Below are 17,478 nucleotides of genomic sequence, written 5' to 3' on the forward strand. Positions count from 1 at the left end.
TCTGCACTATTTTCCTCGTTTGACGGCAATTTATCTCATTTTTATCACCATTTTTAAAATGAGGACACGCCCTAACAAGACGGTTATTTTATTTTTGGCTCTTTCACTATCTGACTACTATCTGCTTTTACGACTAAGGTTTTAGCAAGTTTGTCATGCCAACCAATATTTTCAGGGCTTTTCGATGCCATGTAATAGTGAATGGCAATAATCACAAAACCTAAAAAGCTCGTGAATGAGAATAGCAAATTATAGATAATAAATAGCAGCAATGTACGCATGCCGATGAGCTTGATAAAAGAAGGCAGACGATGCGTGGTTTGATCCACGACACGAATACCTGTAATCAGCTTGCCCAGTGATTGACCACGCATAGTGATGAATACTAACTGTAACGCAAACAAGCCAAAAACCATGACTTGCGACATCATCAATGTGCTGCTAGGAAGGCTCTCCATCAGTGTCATTGAGTATTGATAAGCTGCGTCCATATCTTGGATGTTTTGGAATTTAGTGTAATCCACATCCATTTTGGTCAATGCCATGACTAGCGGAAAAATAGCCAGTATGTATAACAAGCCATTTAGCGCAGTTGCCAAGACTCGTGACATGATGGGGGCAAGGACAACATTACCAACAACTTTGTCTTTGCTCGAGGTAGCTTTACTGTTAGTAGATTTATTCAATGACACATTGTGATGCGGCGTATGATGACGATTGGTTGTCATGTCTGCTTTTGCATCTTTACTGGTGTCTTTTGGACGTTCAGGCTTACCATATAATCTATCTAACGATACTGACTTGCCATCTTGTGCATTATTGACATTATCTTCAGGAAAAACAGTAACGTTATTGATAATAGAGTCATTGGCCTGAGGGCTATTAACGTTGGTCGGTCGATAAACCGTCTGGTTATTGGTCAAGTTACCGACGCGCTGCCATTGGTCTAAGCCATCATGCCATATCAAATCGTCCAGCAATACTTCACCAGAGGTTAGCATGATATTGAGCTGATCCAAACTATATGGCCCAGCTTGTACGTTATTTCGAGCAAGGAAAATCTGCATAATTGCCTGCATAGTTAGTCATGTCTTCGTACATTATATTAGGGTCTATTTGAAAAAATCAAATAGACCCTAATGGTGGTACTCTTAGTGACTGTGTAAATGACCGCTACGAATGAACGTAATGGCTTACTTTGAGTCTTCACCAGCCAAGAATAACCAAGTATCTAATACTGAGTCAGGGTTCAATGACACTGAGCTGATACCTTGCTCCATTAACCAGTAAGCAAGATCTGGATGATCTGATGGACCTTGACCACAGATACCGACATATTTGTTTTGCTTACGGCAAGCATCGATAGCCATAGTCAGCAGTTTCTTAACCGCAGGATCACGCTCATCAAATAGATGTGAGACGATGCCTGAGTCACGGTCAAGACCAAGGGTTAGCTGAGTCAAATCGTTAGAGCCGATTGAGAAACCATCGAAGTGCTCTAGGAACTCTTCTGCCAATAGGGCGTTGGTTGGTAGCTCACACATCATGATGACGCGTAGACCATTTTCACCACGTTTTAGACCATTTTTCTCAAGTAACTCGATGACTTGTTTTGCTTCGCCAACGGTACGTACAAATGGAATCATAATCTCGACGTTGGTCAAGCCCATCTCGTCACGTACACGTTTCAGTGCTTTACACTCAAGCTCGAAGCAGTCACGGAAGTTGTCAGACACATAACGACTGGCACCGCGGAAACCAAGCATTGGGTTTTCTTCTGATGGCTCGTATAACTTACCACCAAGCAAGTTAGCGTATTCGTTTGACTTGAAATCTGACATACGAACGATCACTGGCTGATCCATAAAGGCGACAGCGAGCGTTGAAATACCTTCAACCAATTTGTCAACATAGAAATCAACAGGTGAGGCATAACCAGCGATACGCTCTTGGATAGCTTGTGCAATTTCACGTGGCAAGCTGTTCATGTTTAGCAGTGCTTTTGGATGCACACCAATCATACGGTTGATGATGAATTCTAGACGCGCAAGGCCAATACCTTCGTTTGGCATTTGCGTGAATGAGAAGGCGCGATCAGGGTTACCAACGTTCATCATGACTTTGAATGCAAGCTCTGGCATAGACTCAACAGAGTTGGTCTGTACTTCAAAGTCAATTTGGCTTTCATAAATGAAACCAGTATCACCTTCAGCACAAGACGCAGTCACTTCTTGACCGTCAACCAATAGTTCAGTGGCATTACCACAACCAACGATGGCTGGCACACCTAGCTCACGCGCGATAATAGCAGCATGACACGTACGACCACCACGGTTTGTGATGATGGCAGAAGCGCGCTTCATGACTGGTTCCCAATCCGGATCAGTCATGTCTGATACAAGTACGTCACCTTCTTGTACTTTGTCCATCTCGTTTAGGTTGCTAACGATACGGACTTTACCTGAACCGATACGTTGACCGATTGAGCGGCCTTCACACAATACTTTTGCGCCAGTCGTGTCGATGACATAACGTTCCATCACGTTGCTATCTTGACGGCTCTTAACGGTCTCTGGACGTGCCTGAACGATAAAGATCTCGTTAGTGTCGCCATCTTTTGCCCATTCGATATCCATCGCTTGGCCATAATGCTGTTCGATTGTTACGGCTTGTTTGGCAAGAGAGGTTAGCTCTTCAGTAGACAATGAGAACTGCATGCGATCTTGTTTTTCAACATCGACTGTTTTAACAGATTTTGCTGTGCTGCCTTCATCGCCATAAATCATTTTCTTATGCTTGCTGCCTAGGTTACGGCGAATAACCGACGGTTTACCATTGGCTAGCAGTTTCTTTGAGATATAGAATTCATCTGGGTTGACAGCACCCTGTACAACCATTTCACCTAGGCCATAGCTTGAGGTAATGAATACCACTTGATCAAAGCCACTTTCGGTATCTAGCGTAAACATCACACCAGCAGCACCAGTCTCTGAGCGAACCATACGTTGTACGGCAGCAGATAGCGCAACACCTTCGTGCTCAAAACCTTTGTGTACACGATAAGAGATAGCACGGTCATTGTATAAAGAAGCAAATACTTCTTTAATAGCGATTAGAACGTTATCAATACCGCGAATGTTTAGGAATGTCTCTTGCTGGCCAGCAAATGAAGCGTCTGGCAAATCTTCAGCAGTCGCAGAAGAACGTACAGCAACAGCGATGTCTTCGCCGCCACTCATGGTCTCAAATGACTGACGCACTTCTTGCTCAAGATCTTTTGGCAATTCTTGTTCGATAATCCAAGTACGAATCTTTTTACCAGTTTCTGCAAGTTTTTTTACATCATCAACATCTAGTGTTTTTAGCTCACTGTTGATTTTGTCAAGCAGGCCAGTTTCATTCAAAAAGCGGTTAAACGCATTTGAAGTGGTGGCAAATCCGCCTGGTACACTAACACCCAAATCAGACAAATGGCTGATCATTTCACCTAATGAGGCGTTCTTACCGCCGACCATGTCAATGTCGTCTTTTCCTAGCTGATCAAGATTGATTACAAGTGCTGTAGATTGCGCTGCCATGATAACTCCAGAAAATAAGGTTATTTAGTAAAGATTATAACGGTGAATTATACCGCCATATTAGGACAATTTCGAGGGGTTTGACCAAAAAACTTGTTAAAAATACACAAATTGCAGGAATTGCCACACAAATTATGGTCAGCACCTCAATGTTTCGTGTTTACTCATGTGAAAAACATCATTGTTAGTGACAATGATATACGTTTTCAAAAGCCAATTACTGCATAAAATAGATGCATTCAAATAAGTCACATTTAGAGTATTTCCATCACTCATGTTGCTATATAGAAGGTGCGATAAAAAAGCTCCTTAATGAGAGGTCATTAACTGTGGTGATAAGATGAAAAACAATGTTGGTTCTAAGTGTACGCTTGTGACATTGATTTCTATTAGGGCGCTAATATGCGTATAATGTAGCGCATAGATAGTTGATGCACATTGCATAATAAATGTGCGATATAGGTATTGAAAAAGGCTCTTTTGAAGAAGGCCGTTATAAAATCCAGTTATAAAGGCACCTATAAAAAGCCAAGTAAAAGTCACGCTATTAATAGTCAATAACTGATAAACGTTTATTAAGTTTGAATTACTACTCAGAGCTATACCAAAAACTAAATGAAGGTCACTATTGAGTTTTCAACCGAGGTGTCAACGATATGTACTCAAGCAATCCATCTGAACAAGTTAAGTCCACTATCCAAAATCGCCACGCGCTAAATTTGGACAGCTCGCAAGCGATTAGAACGGCATTTTTTATCTCAGATGGCACAGCGATTACGGCTGAAACGCTTGGACGCGCTATTTTGAGTCAGTTTGCCTCGGTGCCTTTTGAGACGAGAGTATTACCGTATGTCGATAGCTTAGAGCGTGCTGACGATGCCGTTGAGCAAATCAATATGGCCTATCAACGAGATGGCTCGCTGCCATTGGTGTTTGATACGATCGTCAATCCTGAAATACGCGAAAAGATCAACGCGGCACACAGCTGTAATTTAGATATGTATGAAGGTTTGATTGGTCGTGTTGCAGAAGAGACAGGCGTAGAGCCAGACGGTCATTCAGGTCATGCACATGATGATGTCGACTCTGAGACTTATAAAGAGCGTATCGATGCGGTACATTTTGCCTTGGACAACGACGATGGGGCACGTACTCGCCATTATAATGCCGCAGATATTATTTTGGTGGGCGTGTCGCGCTCTGGTAAGACGCCGACTTCTTTGTACTTAGCATTACAGTTTGGTATTCGAGCGGCTAACTATCCTTTGACCGAAGATGATTTGTACGACAACCAATTACCAAAAGCATTACGTGAGCACAAAGACAAATTGTTTGGCTTGCTCATCGATACCGATCGTTTGGTAAAAATCCGCCAAGAACGTCGCGCGGGAAGCCGTTATTCAAGCTATCAGCAGTGTCAGCAAGAGCAGCGTGCGATTCAAGGAATCTATATCACACACGGTATTCCAAGCTTGGATGTGTCTGAGATGTCTGTTGAAGAGATTGCCACGCGTATCTTACAGATGACCGGTCTCAAGCGCCGTATTGGTTGATTAGAGAGATTTTTGAATGGTTACTCGTCGCCAATATTATACAAATGACATTCATGCCTTATTTAAATTTAAAAACATCAACTCGTACACAAACACATTAATAGAGTCAATAAATAAAGAGGACACGATGGGAAGTAAAAAACCAAGCGACGCGACCAATGATATCGGTGAAGACATTCACACCGAAGTATCGAACAAAGCGAGTGGTCATACGCCCAGCCCTGAGCATACTCAAGGTAAAGATAAACAACAAAAGATTGAACAAACCCATGAGCAAGTCACTGATGATGTCATGCATCACCCTGATCTTGTTAATCCGCTCGATGATACACGAATCGATATCAAATCTGGGTTTACCAAAGACTCTCGTCGCTTAAAAAGCGATGATCATGAATATGAATATGATGTGGTTATTTTAGGGGCAGGTCCTGCTGGTGAAGCTGCTGCCATGAAATTGACGAAATCTGGCAAAAGAGTTGTGGTCGTTGATCCGCGTGACCAAGTAGGGGGCAACTCTACGCATGTGGGTACCATTCCAAGTAAAGCACTGCGCCAATCTGTATTTAACTTGATCAACTTTCGCCGCGATCCGATGTTTACCAAAGCAATGGAATATAAGCAAGTACCACTAAATGAAGTGCTGGCCAAGGCGCGTCAAGTGATACGTCGTCAAGTGAGCACGCATACACGTTTTTATGAGCGCAACCGTATCGAAGTCATCCAAGGGTGGGCAAGTTTCGTCGATAAACACACGTTGCGTATTGAAGTCGATGACAATGTTTATGAAACCATTACTTTCAATAAAGCCATTATCACCGTGGGTAGCCGTCCTTATCGTCCTGATATTTTAGACTTTGATCATCCACGCGTTTTTGATTCTGATAAAATATTACAAATGGATTATGTCGTTAAAAAAATCATCATCTATGGTGCAGGCGTGATCGGTTGTGAGTATGCCTCTATCTTTACTGGTCTTGGCTATAAAGTTGATTTAATCAACAACCAAGATCAACTGCTGAATTACTTAGACAGCGAAATTAGTGATGCCATCGCGCATGACTTTAGACAGTTTGGTGTACTCATTCGTAGTAACGAGGAGATTGATCACCTTGAAACTCATGATGATTATGTGGTCTTGCACTTAAAGAGTGGCAAGCGCATCAAATCAGACGCTATTCTTTGGTCAAATGGTCGCTCAGGTAATACAGAAGGCTTAAACTTAGAAGCCATTGGTCTAAAAGCTAATAGCCGTGGTCAGCTAAAAGTCGATGATACTTATTGCACTGGTATCGAAAATATCTATGCCGCTGGTGATGTGATCGGTTGGCCTTCTTTGGCCTCTGCTGCCTATGACCAAGGGCGCTGTGCCGCTGCCTTTATGGTAGGCGACGATGATGCTGAGCCAGTATCTAGCGTACCGACTGGTATTTATACGATTCCAGAAATCTCTTGTATTGGTAAAACAGAGCAAGAACTGACGGACGAAAAAGTCCCTTATGAAGTGGGTCAGGCATTCTTTAAACATCTGGCACGTGCACAAATCATCGGTGAACGTTCGGGCGTCCTAAAGATTTTGTTCCATCGTGATACGCTAGAAATCTTGGGTATCCATTGTTATGGTAACCACGCGTCAGAGATTATTCATATTGGCCAAGCCGTCATGAAGTGTAAGAGCAATAACACGCTTGAGTACTTTGTGAATACGACCTTCAACTATCCAACGATGGCAGAAGCCTATCGTGTTGCGGCATTGAATGGTTTGAATCGAGTCTTTTAAAACAAGCTGATTCAAATAAGGTCATATCAATAAGAAAGCGCCTGCCACTATATTATTAATAGTGCAGGCGCTTTTTTTTGGCTTATTTATTAATCTAAGCATAGCTCAGAGTTTGTAATCCAAGCATATATGCAGAACTTTTAATCGCGCTATGTTTTACGCGACTGTGTGACTTTGCTTGTCAGCGTGATACCAACGAATAAGCATAAGCAGCATAAAGTAAAATAGCCATAGAGCGGCAAGTGCATAAAACCCAATAGCGACTTGCGAGACGCTTGCGCCCATTTGGTTAAGCTGTACCGATGTGTTGACGCCAGGTGTCGTGGGTATCAACCAGCGTATGACTTGCAAAAACGCGGGCAATTGGTCAGCGGGCCACGGATAGCCACTGATAAAAAACATGGGTAGAGAGCTAAAGATGAGGATTTGCATACCACGTTCACGTTGGCGAAACCATAACCCCAATACACAGCCGAGAGTTGCCACGGTTGGACAAAACAACAGTAGAAACAATAAGCTGCCGAGCATGTTCTGTCCGCGCGGATAGTGATGCAGCTCAAATGCCCAGCCATAATAAAAGCAGCCGATGATAAAACTGCACATACTAAGCGCTGCAATACGACCCAGCCATCCACGGATAGTAGTCCTATGACGACGTTTCTCATACCATGTGCCAATCAACATCGTCGTTGACATCAAAAGCGTTTGTTGCAAAATCAGAATAGACACGGCTGGCACGACGTATGCACCATATCCTTCAGTTTGGTTGTATAAAGGTATAATTTGCAATGGTACCGCTTGGGTATTAGCCGTCGCGGTCGTTGGATAAATGCCTTGAGCCACGCTTTTCTTAACCTCGATACCTGCTGACACCGTACCAATGGCTTTCAAAAATCCCATCTGGACATTTTTATTTAATAAAAAATAACCACCATTGCCCAATACACTGACGCTGGCCTTTTTGCCAGACATGACTTGTTGCTCAAGTCCGCTTGGAATGACCATATATCCAGCGATTTCATCTGACCATATGGCTTGTTGCGCATCTTGCTCATTTAGAAAACGCTCTGTATCTAATTGCGGGCTAGCGCTCGCATAACGAACGATAGTCTGTGACAGATTGCTATTGTCATAATCAATAATGCCAACGGGCACATGATTGATGACTTCGGTTGAGTACGGCCAAGGATAAAAGAAACCGTAAATAATAGGAGCAATCATCAACAGTAAAAGAACGCCTTTATCCGTAAAGATGTCTTTTAGGGTTTGCAAAAACCCACCAAGAAAATTCTGCGTCTGTGCGTGTGATTTTGCATCAGTCGTAGATGCATTCTCTTTCGGTGAAACTGACATTAGCGAGCTCCCCAGCGTTCAGGATGTGCCAACGCACGTTTGGTCAATAATGTGGTCAGGAGCAGCGCAATCGTCGTGGCCAGAGTAAGGCCATAGACAATCGGCAATGACACCGCAGCAGGCGCATGCATCTGCAACTGTGCAATATGCAATTTTAAGTAATGGGTAAGCGGGAGCACATCTGACCAATGCTGAGCATTGTCACTGATGGCGATATACGGAAAAGTCACACCCGCAAATGCATAAGAAGGGGCTGAGATGAAACCAGTAGAAGACAAGCCCATGCGCAGTGAAAACGAATTTAACGTTAAGATAGCACCCAAAAAGAACGAGAGCATCATCAATAGTAAGAGACCAATATAAGTAGCAATAATCGAGCTAATGGCAACGGACGCTTGTGGTGCGGCAAACCAAAGTGCCAACATCGACCAGATGCTATAAGCCAATAATGGCCAAAAATACTTACCTAATAAGCCGAATAATAATATTGAAATACTCACTTGTCTGGACTGAGTGCCATTCTCAGAAAAGCCTATTTTTTCATTAGTAATGTCATACTGATTTTCAACAACCTTGCTATTAGTAATAACATCGTACCAGTGACCGATTTTCTTATCACGTAGCTCACGGCCTATCGTTGTTGCACCAATCACCATTGCCAAGATATGCAGCAGGGCAGGAATGACGGTTGAGGCCAAAAACTGTTGATAGTTGGTCGCGGCATTGAACAGGCTGATACGCTGTATGCTAATCGGCGAGTAGGCAATTGCCGCTTGTGAGGGTGCCATACCTTGCTTGACCAAACGCTGTATCTCGACGCCTGCTGACAATGTGCTAGCCACCGTTTGCACGCTGGTTTGAATAATGCCCGAATGCGTACCGTACTGCGCGTTTACTTGCAACACCAACGGGGCTGGCTCGCTAGATAAAATATGACGAGAGAAATCTTCAGGAATAATGACCACTGCATAGATATCGCGTTGCAAGATAGCGGCCTCTGCATCAGATTCTGAGGCATAAAGCTGTTTTACCATCAGCGTCGGGCTGGCTTCTAAGTAGCGTACAGCCGTATTGGCAACAGGGCTGTTGTCTCGGTCGATGACTCCAATGGGCAAATCTGTGATCTGAGTTTGTGAAAATATCCACCAAATCAGCAGCACCGTTGCTAATGGTATCCAAACTACCATGGCAAAGTCCCACGGGTTTTTGGCTAAAAACCGTCGCTCATAGGCAGCACTACGTAAAAAAGCTCCACTTAGCTTGGTCAGGCGCATGGGCTACTCTGGGCTTTTATTGGTAGAAGTGGGATTGATGCGCACAATGACACTCATGCCTGAGCGAATTCGTGCATCAGGCGTCGTTGGGCGTGCTTTTACCTCAAAAGTACGTACATCAAAGCCATCATCATTATTGGTCGGACGCCAAGTAGCAAAGTCAGACAACGTTGAAGTGGCGTAGACCGTAAACTGTTTCGTGTAAGGTTTATTCGCTGAAGATAGTGCTGGAATCGTACCCGTAAACTGCTGACCAATTGCCAACTGGTTCAAGTACGTCTCAGTGACGTTGAGCACCACCCATTGGTCATTGGTATCGACCAACGTGAGCAATGGCACGCCTTGACCGATGACTTCACCTGCATTGACAATAACATTGTCTACGACACCTGCTATTGGGCTTCGTAAATTGGCTTCTTCTTTTGCGACGAGTGCCTCATCGAGTTTTGCATCGACTTGTGCCACTTGTGCGGTGGCAGCTGACTTATCTTCACTACGTGCGCCTTCTCTCGCCAAGTCATATTGCAAACGTGCTGCTTCCGTTTGGTCTTGGGTGGCCAAATATTGAGCATAGGCTTCATCGCGTTTTTGTCGTGCCATTAGTCCTTCTTCATACAGACGATTGACACGTTGATAGGTGTTTTCTGCCAAGTCTGATGCCGCTTTATTGGCTTGCCATGCCGCTTTTGCTTGAGCGATTTCTTGTGGGCGTGCGCCATTCTCCGCTTTATCTAATTGGCTCTGTGCCATTTGTTTACCAGCACGTGCTTGATTAATTTTGGCATTAATCTCAGGTGAGTCCATTTCAATCAGCTGTTGACCTGCGGTGACAGTATCACCTTCAGTGACCAAAATTTTCGCAATACGACCTGGTACTTTTGCAGCGATGGACGTTTGCTGCATCTGCATTTGCCCTTGTAAAGTAATGACTTCAGGCTCGCTGTGCTGATTACTTTTATACAAACCGTATGCAATCATGCCTAATACAGTCAGAATAAATAAGGCAAGCACTGCCTTTTTTATACGGGCAGATTTATCAGCGCTAGGGTTGCTGCGATTATAAGTGGACGTAGATGGCTCTGCTTCTGTGTCAGGCGCGCCCTCTACGGGATCGACTGAGGATTTTGCATCTTGAGAGGTCACTGACTCGGTTGAATCAGTTGATTTGATAGAGTCGTCTGATTCGTGTGGTAATTCAGTCATGACGGTGAGATTCCTAAAGCAGCAAAGTTGAAAATAAAAGGGGGATAATTAGGGCGTGTCATCAATTATCACATAAATACATTTAGTGGCCTTAAAATGGCTAAATTTTGCTAAACATCGTCAGTAATTTTGTCAACATATTCATATTAACGGCAATTCCTTCCTTGTTTATCTACAATTTTGCTCATTTTAAGCCTCACAATCTCATTGAGGACACACCCTAGGGCGTGTCCTCAATTCAATCGATAGTTATCTAAATGGGTTAAAAATGGCTAAATCTTGCCAAACGGCGTCAAATAGCTGACTAATATCTCGATATTATCTGCGCTATTTTCCTTGTTTGACTGCAATTTATCTCATTTTTATCACCATTTTTAAAATGAGGACACGCCCTAGTAAACACGAGTGGCATAAGGTTTGGCACTTTCTATGGCTTCAGAATTAAAAATCGCACCAAAGGCCACGATAAATGCTGAATAATAAAGCCACAACATAATGACCACAGCCGCTGAAAGTGCGCCAAACTCAGCGCTATAGTTATTAAAGTTCTGTACATAAATTGAAAATATAACAGACAACACAATCCAAAGAACGGTTGCCAATGCTGCTCCGGGCATCAGTTTCTTTAGCGCTACCGCATCACGGTTGGGGGCTAGGCGATACAGGCCTAAAAAGCTTAAAAATATGATACCTGCCAATATCGGCCATCTGCTCCAAAGTGCAATCGTCTTAGCTATTTGAGGGAAAGGGAAATAGGCTGCCCCCAAAGGTATAATAGCAATAGACGAGACAGCTATAATCAAGACCACTACTGCTGCAAGGGTCAAACCAATGGCTCTGATGGTGCCTTGTATAAAGCCGCGCTCTTGGGTGATATGAAAGGCAAGGTTGATCAGAATAATTAAAAATTTGATACCTTTAGAGCCAGCATAAAGGGCGAGTAAGCTCGATAAAACAAGGCTGAGCGTTAGTGTGGAGGTGGTACTAGAAACCAAGTCGCTCAGACGTGAATTTAGGATTTCATATACTGTGTCAGGTATAAATGGCTGTAAAAGCGCAATCTGCTCTTGCATCTCAGCGGGTGAAAATGCGAGACCATAAAGCAGTACAAACACCGCCATTACTGGAAAAATTGACAGAAAACCAAAAAATCCCACGCTCGCGCAATGTACCCAAACATGAGAGCTGTTCGCGATATGCCAGGTGTCCAGTAACGTCTGTAGCCAGCTATTTGTCAATGTAGAAGTCGGTTTTCTCATAAAACAGGTATTCGCAATAGGGTTATTAATAATATGGCGGTCGGTCGCTTCATGACAATCAGCATAGCCAGTATGGTTAGTCCGCTATAAAAGTATTACGGCGTTAATCTTGCTTGAGGTGTTGAAGTTCTATCTTCGCTCAGCTGCCTTGTAACACTTTCAAATTGAATTGACTATCCATACGTTTATCAAAAGAAGCATTTATCAAGACGACCTATGACTTTTTATATCAAGTCATTATTCATTATACAAAGTCGGCAATTGAATATCGGCAGCGTTGAGATAAGCGTTAAAGGCAAGTGGCGTGCCGCAGCTTTGCATGAGTGCCGCCAGTGACTGCACATAACTGTTGGCCGCTTGTGCTTGCTCGGTACGTGCTTTTAACGATTGCGTTTGTGCTTGTACCACATCGACCGTGGTGTTTACGCCTTCTTGCAGCCCCAATCGGCGTAAACGCAAGACTTCTGCTGCCAGATCAACATTGCTTTGTAGTGCTTGATAGCGCGATTGGGCATTGTTGACATCGTGCCAGTTTTTCTCTACCAGCAGTAGCAGGTTGTCACTGACTTCAATTTCAGAGAGATCTGCTTGGCGTATTTTGGCATTACTCGATGCCAGCGATGCGGTTTTGTCTAGTCCGCCCCAGAGCTTCCAGCTTGCAGATATACCAGCGAACCAGCTTGGATCCTTCTCTAGCTGACCATAACCGTATAGCAATACCGTTGGCTTGTAGCCTGTATCTGACAGAGCGTGCAGCTGCTGAGCCTGAGCTCGTTTGGCAGCGACTTTCTGCAATCCTGGGTGGTTGCTCAGTGCCAAATTTTGAAAATAGCTCACATCTGGCAAGGGGCGACTAGAGACGAACAAAGGCGTCGTCGGCTTAATACGATAGTCGGTACGTAGCAGTCGTTGTAGCGAAATCATGGCGAGGCGAGCGTCATTGTTGGCATTGACAGACTCACTTTTGGCATCAGCAAGCGCAGACTGCGCTTCTAGCCTATCGACTCGCGAGATAAAGCCTTCTTCAAACAGGCGCTCTGCCATATGGTCGGTCTGCTGCAACGTGTCGTAAGCATCATCACGCAAGTAAGCAGCGATAATCGCTAATTGTGCCTTAAAGTACCGCTCAATTAACGTATTATAAAGCTCGTTTTTATCCAGTATGCTATCTGCCACCGCTTCTTGGGTGCGGGCATCTGAGGCACCAGTCAACGCCTCCGTACGCCCAGCAGTATAAATCGGCCAGACCACGCCAAGACCTGCGCCCGTCGTCGAGCCTGAACGTTTTAATTCGTAAGAGTCTGGGATACGTTCGCCGACCAATTTTCCAAAGTCTGGTAAATCGGGTATGGGTGGATCAATGCTATCAACACTACTATTCACATCATTAACAACCCCGTTTCTTAGGGATGATAAATCAACATCAGCGTCCAGACGGTACGTACTGGCAGTGACTCGAGCAAATATTAGCGGGTTGTCGATGGTTTTGAGGGCGTCCGTTTGGTAGTCGCTGGCGGCAATCGCTGCTTGATTGGCGGCAATTTTAGGCGATACTTGCACCAAAAGCTTTTGCGCTTGCTCTAGGCTTAAAAAGCTTGAAACCTCTAGCGGATAGCTATTATCGACACTTTTATGGGTAATAGGGTCGATGAGGGTTGAGAGTGCTCTTTGTTCCACATTATCGGTATCTGCTAACGTATGACTGGGTGCTACTGCTGTCTCGTTACGATTGATTTGATTAGTAGCGCCCATGATTTGTGTCACAGTGATAGGGGTCACATCATCTTGGGTTTGTATGCTATCTGCGTCAGTGCTAGCGTAAGTCATGACAGGAACGCTCATGGCCGCAACTGTCAGCATAGCAGTCGGTAGCGCTGATAAAGTGAATTTCATAAGTCACATAAGCCATTAATTAGAATGTAAGGTATTATAAAATAACGAACAGCATCCATCGATTTCATCGATCAGAATATAGTGTTGCTAGACTATTATAGACTATTTGCTAGCAAGTGAAAAAATGATGCTTAAATAAATCATTTGTATATAGGGTCTGTTGAACATTCAAATATTAGGGCTGCTGATTGCTAAAATTGCACCAAATTAGGCGCAAACCGACGATAATGTAGGTTTGCAACAACGTTTGGGGTGATTTTAGCATCAGCCTTGAGAACGGATCGAGCAAAGCACTGCTTTGCCCGTTCGCAAGGCAAGAGCTGTGCTCGAGTGGAAGACAGTACTACTTTTTGCCAAACTATGGCGACATTGTTTACCCTAGGGCGTGTCCTCAATTCAATCGATAGTCATCTAAATGGGTTAAAAATGGCTAAATCTTGCCAAACGGCGTTAACTAGCTGACTAATATCTCGATATTATCTGCGCTATTTTCCTTGTTTGACTGCAATTTATCTCATTTTTATCACCATTTCTAAAATGAGGACACGCCCTAGAATGACTAGGCATCAAAAATTTCACGGCATATTGTCTAAAAAATAGTGACTGCCAGCACCACATTTGAATGCTCAACAGACCCTAAACATAAAAGCACTTCTAGCTATAGAAGTGCTAAAAAATGGTTATTCGTAATAAGGCGTACACTGTAGAGCCACAATGATGACGGGTCAATGCTCAGTATGTTTCGGTTTTCTATTGTGTGGCCAGTCGCAGTATGGTAGAGCTTTAATTTAATTATCAAATATCCCTTTATAAGTAATAACATAGCGCATAGGATATTTTATAATTCGGCGATTGATATGTAAATAATTTTTAAGCTTATGACAGAAGTTAATAAAATAAACAGCAATTAATAAAGAGTCGCTAGGTCGCGTCATCATTTAGATTGTTATTGGATAGAATAAACAATATCAGCAGAGGGTATGGGTAATGGCAGGATATATTTTGGCTTTGGACCAAGGGACAACGTCGAGTCGAGCAATATTGTACGATGATCACGCGCGTCCTATTAAAATGGTACAACAGCCGACAACTTTACAAACGCCAAGAGCGGGGTTTGTTGAGCAAGATGCGCAGCAAATTTGGCAGACACAAATCAGCTGTGCACATGATGTGATCAATCGGGCAGGTCTACTAGCTACCGATGTCTCCAGTATTGCGATTACCAATCAGCGCGAATCTATTGTCATGTGGGACAAGCAAACGGGAAAACCGTTAGCCCCTGCCATTATTTGGCAAGACCGCCGTACGGCGAGCTATTGTAAAACGCTGGCAGCTGAAAGTGCGAGCAGCATGACTCATGACAGTCATGAGGATATGGCAAGCGAAGTACAACGTATCACAGGTTTGCGTTTAGATCCGTATTTTAGCGCCAGTAAAATCGCGTGGTTGCTCGAAAGCAATCCCAAGCTTAGCGTGCGTGCTAGCAAAGGTGAGATAGCGGTTGGTACTATTGACAGCTGGCTCATCTACAAGCTAACAGGCGGTGAACATGTCATTGATGTGACCAATGCGTCTCGTACTTTGCTCTTTGATATTCATAAGCTGGCGTGGTCACAAGAGCTGTGTGCGCGGTTTGCTATACCCATGAATATCTTGCCTAAAGTCCTACCGTCCGACGGTGATTTTGGTAAAACCAAAAAAGGCCTATTTGCCAAACAAATTCCTATTCAGGCGGTATTGGGCGATCAACAAGCCGCGCTATTCGGGCAGGGTTGTCTCGATGCGGGCATGGCAAAGAACACTTACGGCACAGGCTGTTTTATGCTGATGAATATCGGTCAGCAGCCAAAGTTAAGTGAGCATAAACTGTTAACAACCATCGCATGGCAACGAAAGTCCACCCCCACTCGTCCAGACAATTTATCGTTTGATCAAATCGTACAGTCAGGCAAACGCATGTTGCATCCACCCAAAAAAGAAGTCACTTATGCCTTGGAGGGCAGTGTTTTTATGGCGGGGGCTATCGTCCAATGGTTGCGTGACAATCTGGGTATGATTCAACAAAGTAGCGACGTCGAAGACCTAGCGCGCCAAGTTGACAGTAGCGAAGACGTGGTGCTATTGCCTGCCTTTACTGGGCTGGGCGCGCCATATTGGCGTTCTGATATCAGTGCCAGCATCACTGGTATGAGCCGAGGTACGACTAAAGCTCATATTGCCCGTGCTGCATTAGAGGCCGTTGCTTACCAAACTTATGATGTGCTTATCGCCATGCAAAAAGACAGCCCACATCCTTTGACTGAGCTGAGAGTAGATGGCGGCGCGGCCAACAATGACTTGCTGATGCAGTTCCAAGCAGATTTGTTAGATGTCCCTGTATTACGGCCCAGAGACACGGAAATCACAGCGAAGGGCGCTGCGTTACTGGCAGGTCTAAAAACGGGGCTGTACGACGAGTCAACGATGAAAGCCTCTTGGCAAGTAGATCGTGTTTTTGAGCCAAGTATGTCGGTCGATGCCCGTGAGCAACATCTTGTTAAATGGCAACGCGCCATCGCAAGGTCTTTAATGCAGGTATAGGTTTGATTTATTTAACTTATCAACATCATGGTTTTTCAGTTATCCCAAGGCAGTGTTCAGAAACATGGTTTAAAGAGCTTATTTGAGGAATTCATTTAAAGGGCTTGTCTAAATAAATTACCCAAAGTATGAGGCCACCGTACATAAATGTGATAAAGATACAGGCTGTAACGCAAGACAATCGCAATACGGACACAGTTTACATAATCGGCCTATCTGTTCTTACCCATAAATTTTTATACTTTAGTTGGATTTAACAAGACCGCTAGTTTTTAGCAAACAAACCATTCAATTAATAATAAATAATTTAAGGACAATACTATGAATAACCATGACGCGATCGATCGTAGCGAAGTAAAACATATGTCAAAAGAGACAAAAGAAGATTTGAATGCGGATATCATCACTGGTGAGCCAGGGTCACATCCAGTCGGTACAGGTATCGGCGGTGTCGGCGGTGCAGCAGCAGGCGCGGCCATCGGTACAATGGCAGGCCCATTAGGTACGCTCATCGGCGGTGCCATTGGTGCTATCGTTGGTGGCGGTGCAGGTCATGCGGCCGCAGAAGCAATCGACCCAACTCACGAAGAAGCTTACTGGCGTGCAGAATATGCAAACGCTGATTACCATAGAGAAGAGTATGATTTCGAGCGTGACTTGCATCCAGCATATGCTGTAGGGTATGCCAATCGTGCTCGTTATCCAGTAGATGCTCGCTTTGAAGATCATGAGGCAGATTTGGAGCGTTCATGGCACGAAGTAAAAGGTGAGTCGCGTATGGAATGGAATGAAGCGCGTCAGGCATCACGTGATGCATGGAACCGCGTATCATAATCATAAAGTTGTTTATCCATTTTATTTCATATCGATTGTAGTGACAGATTGGTTTACCTTAGTTAAGATAAACTAATAGTAGGATTAAAATAAGTAAGTAAATATTATGTATTCTTTCTCACTCATCACGAAAATTAGTTTGATTGTAGGTTTCATTCTACTGATGGATTAAAT

Annotated in this window: 11 protein-coding genes; 4 read left to right on the top strand and 7 right to left on the bottom strand. The window is 43.9% G+C overall.

Translation table 11 applies throughout. From position 1 onward, the window contains the following. Positions 1–83 precede the first annotated feature (83 nt). Together QL982_RS12325 and ppsA are read right to left on the bottom strand one after the other, a co-directional pair. Positions 84–1,067, bottom strand: coding sequence for an RDD family protein (locus QL982_RS12325; protein WP_290165022.1), 984 nt, complete (start codon positions 1,065–1,067; stop codon positions 84–86). A 126-nt stretch (positions 1,068–1,193) separates the two neighbouring features. Continuing rightward, the gene (gene ppsA / locus QL982_RS12330) at positions 1,194–3,578 is read right to left on the bottom strand and encodes a phosphoenolpyruvate synthase (protein ID WP_290165024.1); all 2,385 of its coding nucleotides are present in this window, start codon (positions 3,576–3,578) and stop codon (positions 1,194–1,196) included. 719 nt (positions 3,579–4,297) lie between these two features. On the opposite strand from ppsA, the gene QL982_RS12335 reads away from it, so the two are divergent. Together QL982_RS12335 and sthA are read left to right on the top strand one after the other, a co-directional pair. Then, a complete protein-coding gene (locus QL982_RS12335; RefSeq protein ID WP_290165035.1) occupies positions 4,298–5,131 on the top strand; it encodes a pyruvate, water dikinase regulatory protein in 834 nt (277 codons plus the stop codon). 127 nt (positions 5,132–5,258) lie between these two features. Continuing rightward, a complete protein-coding gene (gene sthA / locus QL982_RS12340) occupies positions 5,259–6,908 on the top strand; it encodes a Si-specific NAD(P)(+) transhydrogenase (protein ID WP_290165026.1) in 1,650 nt (549 codons plus the stop codon). 156 nt (positions 6,909–7,064) lie between these two features. Here the strand turns inward: sthA and QL982_RS12345 are convergent, their stop codons facing one another. From QL982_RS12345 to QL982_RS12365, 5 genes are all read right to left on the bottom strand, one after another. Beyond that, complete coding sequence (locus QL982_RS12345; RefSeq protein ID WP_290165028.1) at positions 7,065–8,261, bottom strand: ABC transporter permease; 1,197 nt, start codon at positions 8,259–8,261, stop codon at positions 7,065–7,067. Continuing rightward, on the bottom strand, positions 8,261–9,535 hold the full coding sequence (locus QL982_RS12350) for an ABC transporter permease (protein ID WP_290165030.1): 1,275 nt from the start codon (positions 9,533–9,535) through the stop codon (positions 8,261–8,263). Before QL982_RS12350 ends, QL982_RS12345 begins: the two co-directional genes overlap by 1 nt. A 3-nt stretch (positions 9,536–9,538) precedes the next feature. Then, entirely contained in the window at positions 9,539–10,738 is a 1,200-nt protein-coding gene (locus QL982_RS12355) for an efflux RND transporter periplasmic adaptor subunit (protein ID WP_290165033.1), read from the bottom strand. 392 nt (positions 10,739–11,130) lie between these two features. Next, positions 11,131–11,997 (bottom strand): YihY/virulence factor BrkB family protein, encoded by an 867-nt coding sequence (locus QL982_RS12360; protein WP_290165636.1) that lies wholly within the window; start codon positions 11,995–11,997, stop codon positions 11,131–11,133. Positions 11,998–12,234: 237 nt separating this feature from the next. After that, positions 12,235–13,890 carry a TolC family protein gene (locus QL982_RS12365; RefSeq protein ID WP_290165638.1) on the bottom strand — a complete coding sequence of 552 codons (1,656 nt, stop codon included), beginning with the start codon at positions 13,888–13,890 and terminating at the stop codon, positions 12,235–12,237. Positions 13,891–14,877: 987 nt separating this feature from the next. Here QL982_RS12365 and glpK point away from each other — a divergent pair. Together glpK and QL982_RS12375 are read left to right on the top strand one after the other, a co-directional pair. Further along, the gene (glpK, locus tag QL982_RS12370) at positions 14,878–16,470 is read left to right on the top strand and encodes a glycerol kinase GlpK (protein ID WP_290165640.1); all 1,593 of its coding nucleotides are present in this window, start codon (positions 14,878–14,880) and stop codon (positions 16,468–16,470) included. 321 nt (positions 16,471–16,791) lie between these two features. After that, positions 16,792–17,304 (top strand): hypothetical protein, encoded by a 513-nt coding sequence (locus QL982_RS12375; RefSeq protein WP_290165643.1) that lies wholly within the window; start codon positions 16,792–16,794, stop codon positions 17,302–17,304. The last annotated feature ends 174 nt before the right edge of the window (positions 17,305–17,478 follow it).

Origin of the sequence: Psychrobacter sp. 5A.1, assembly GCF_030407455.1 — a bacterium.
Taxonomy (GTDB): Bacteria; Pseudomonadota; Gammaproteobacteria; order Pseudomonadales; family Moraxellaceae; genus Psychrobacter.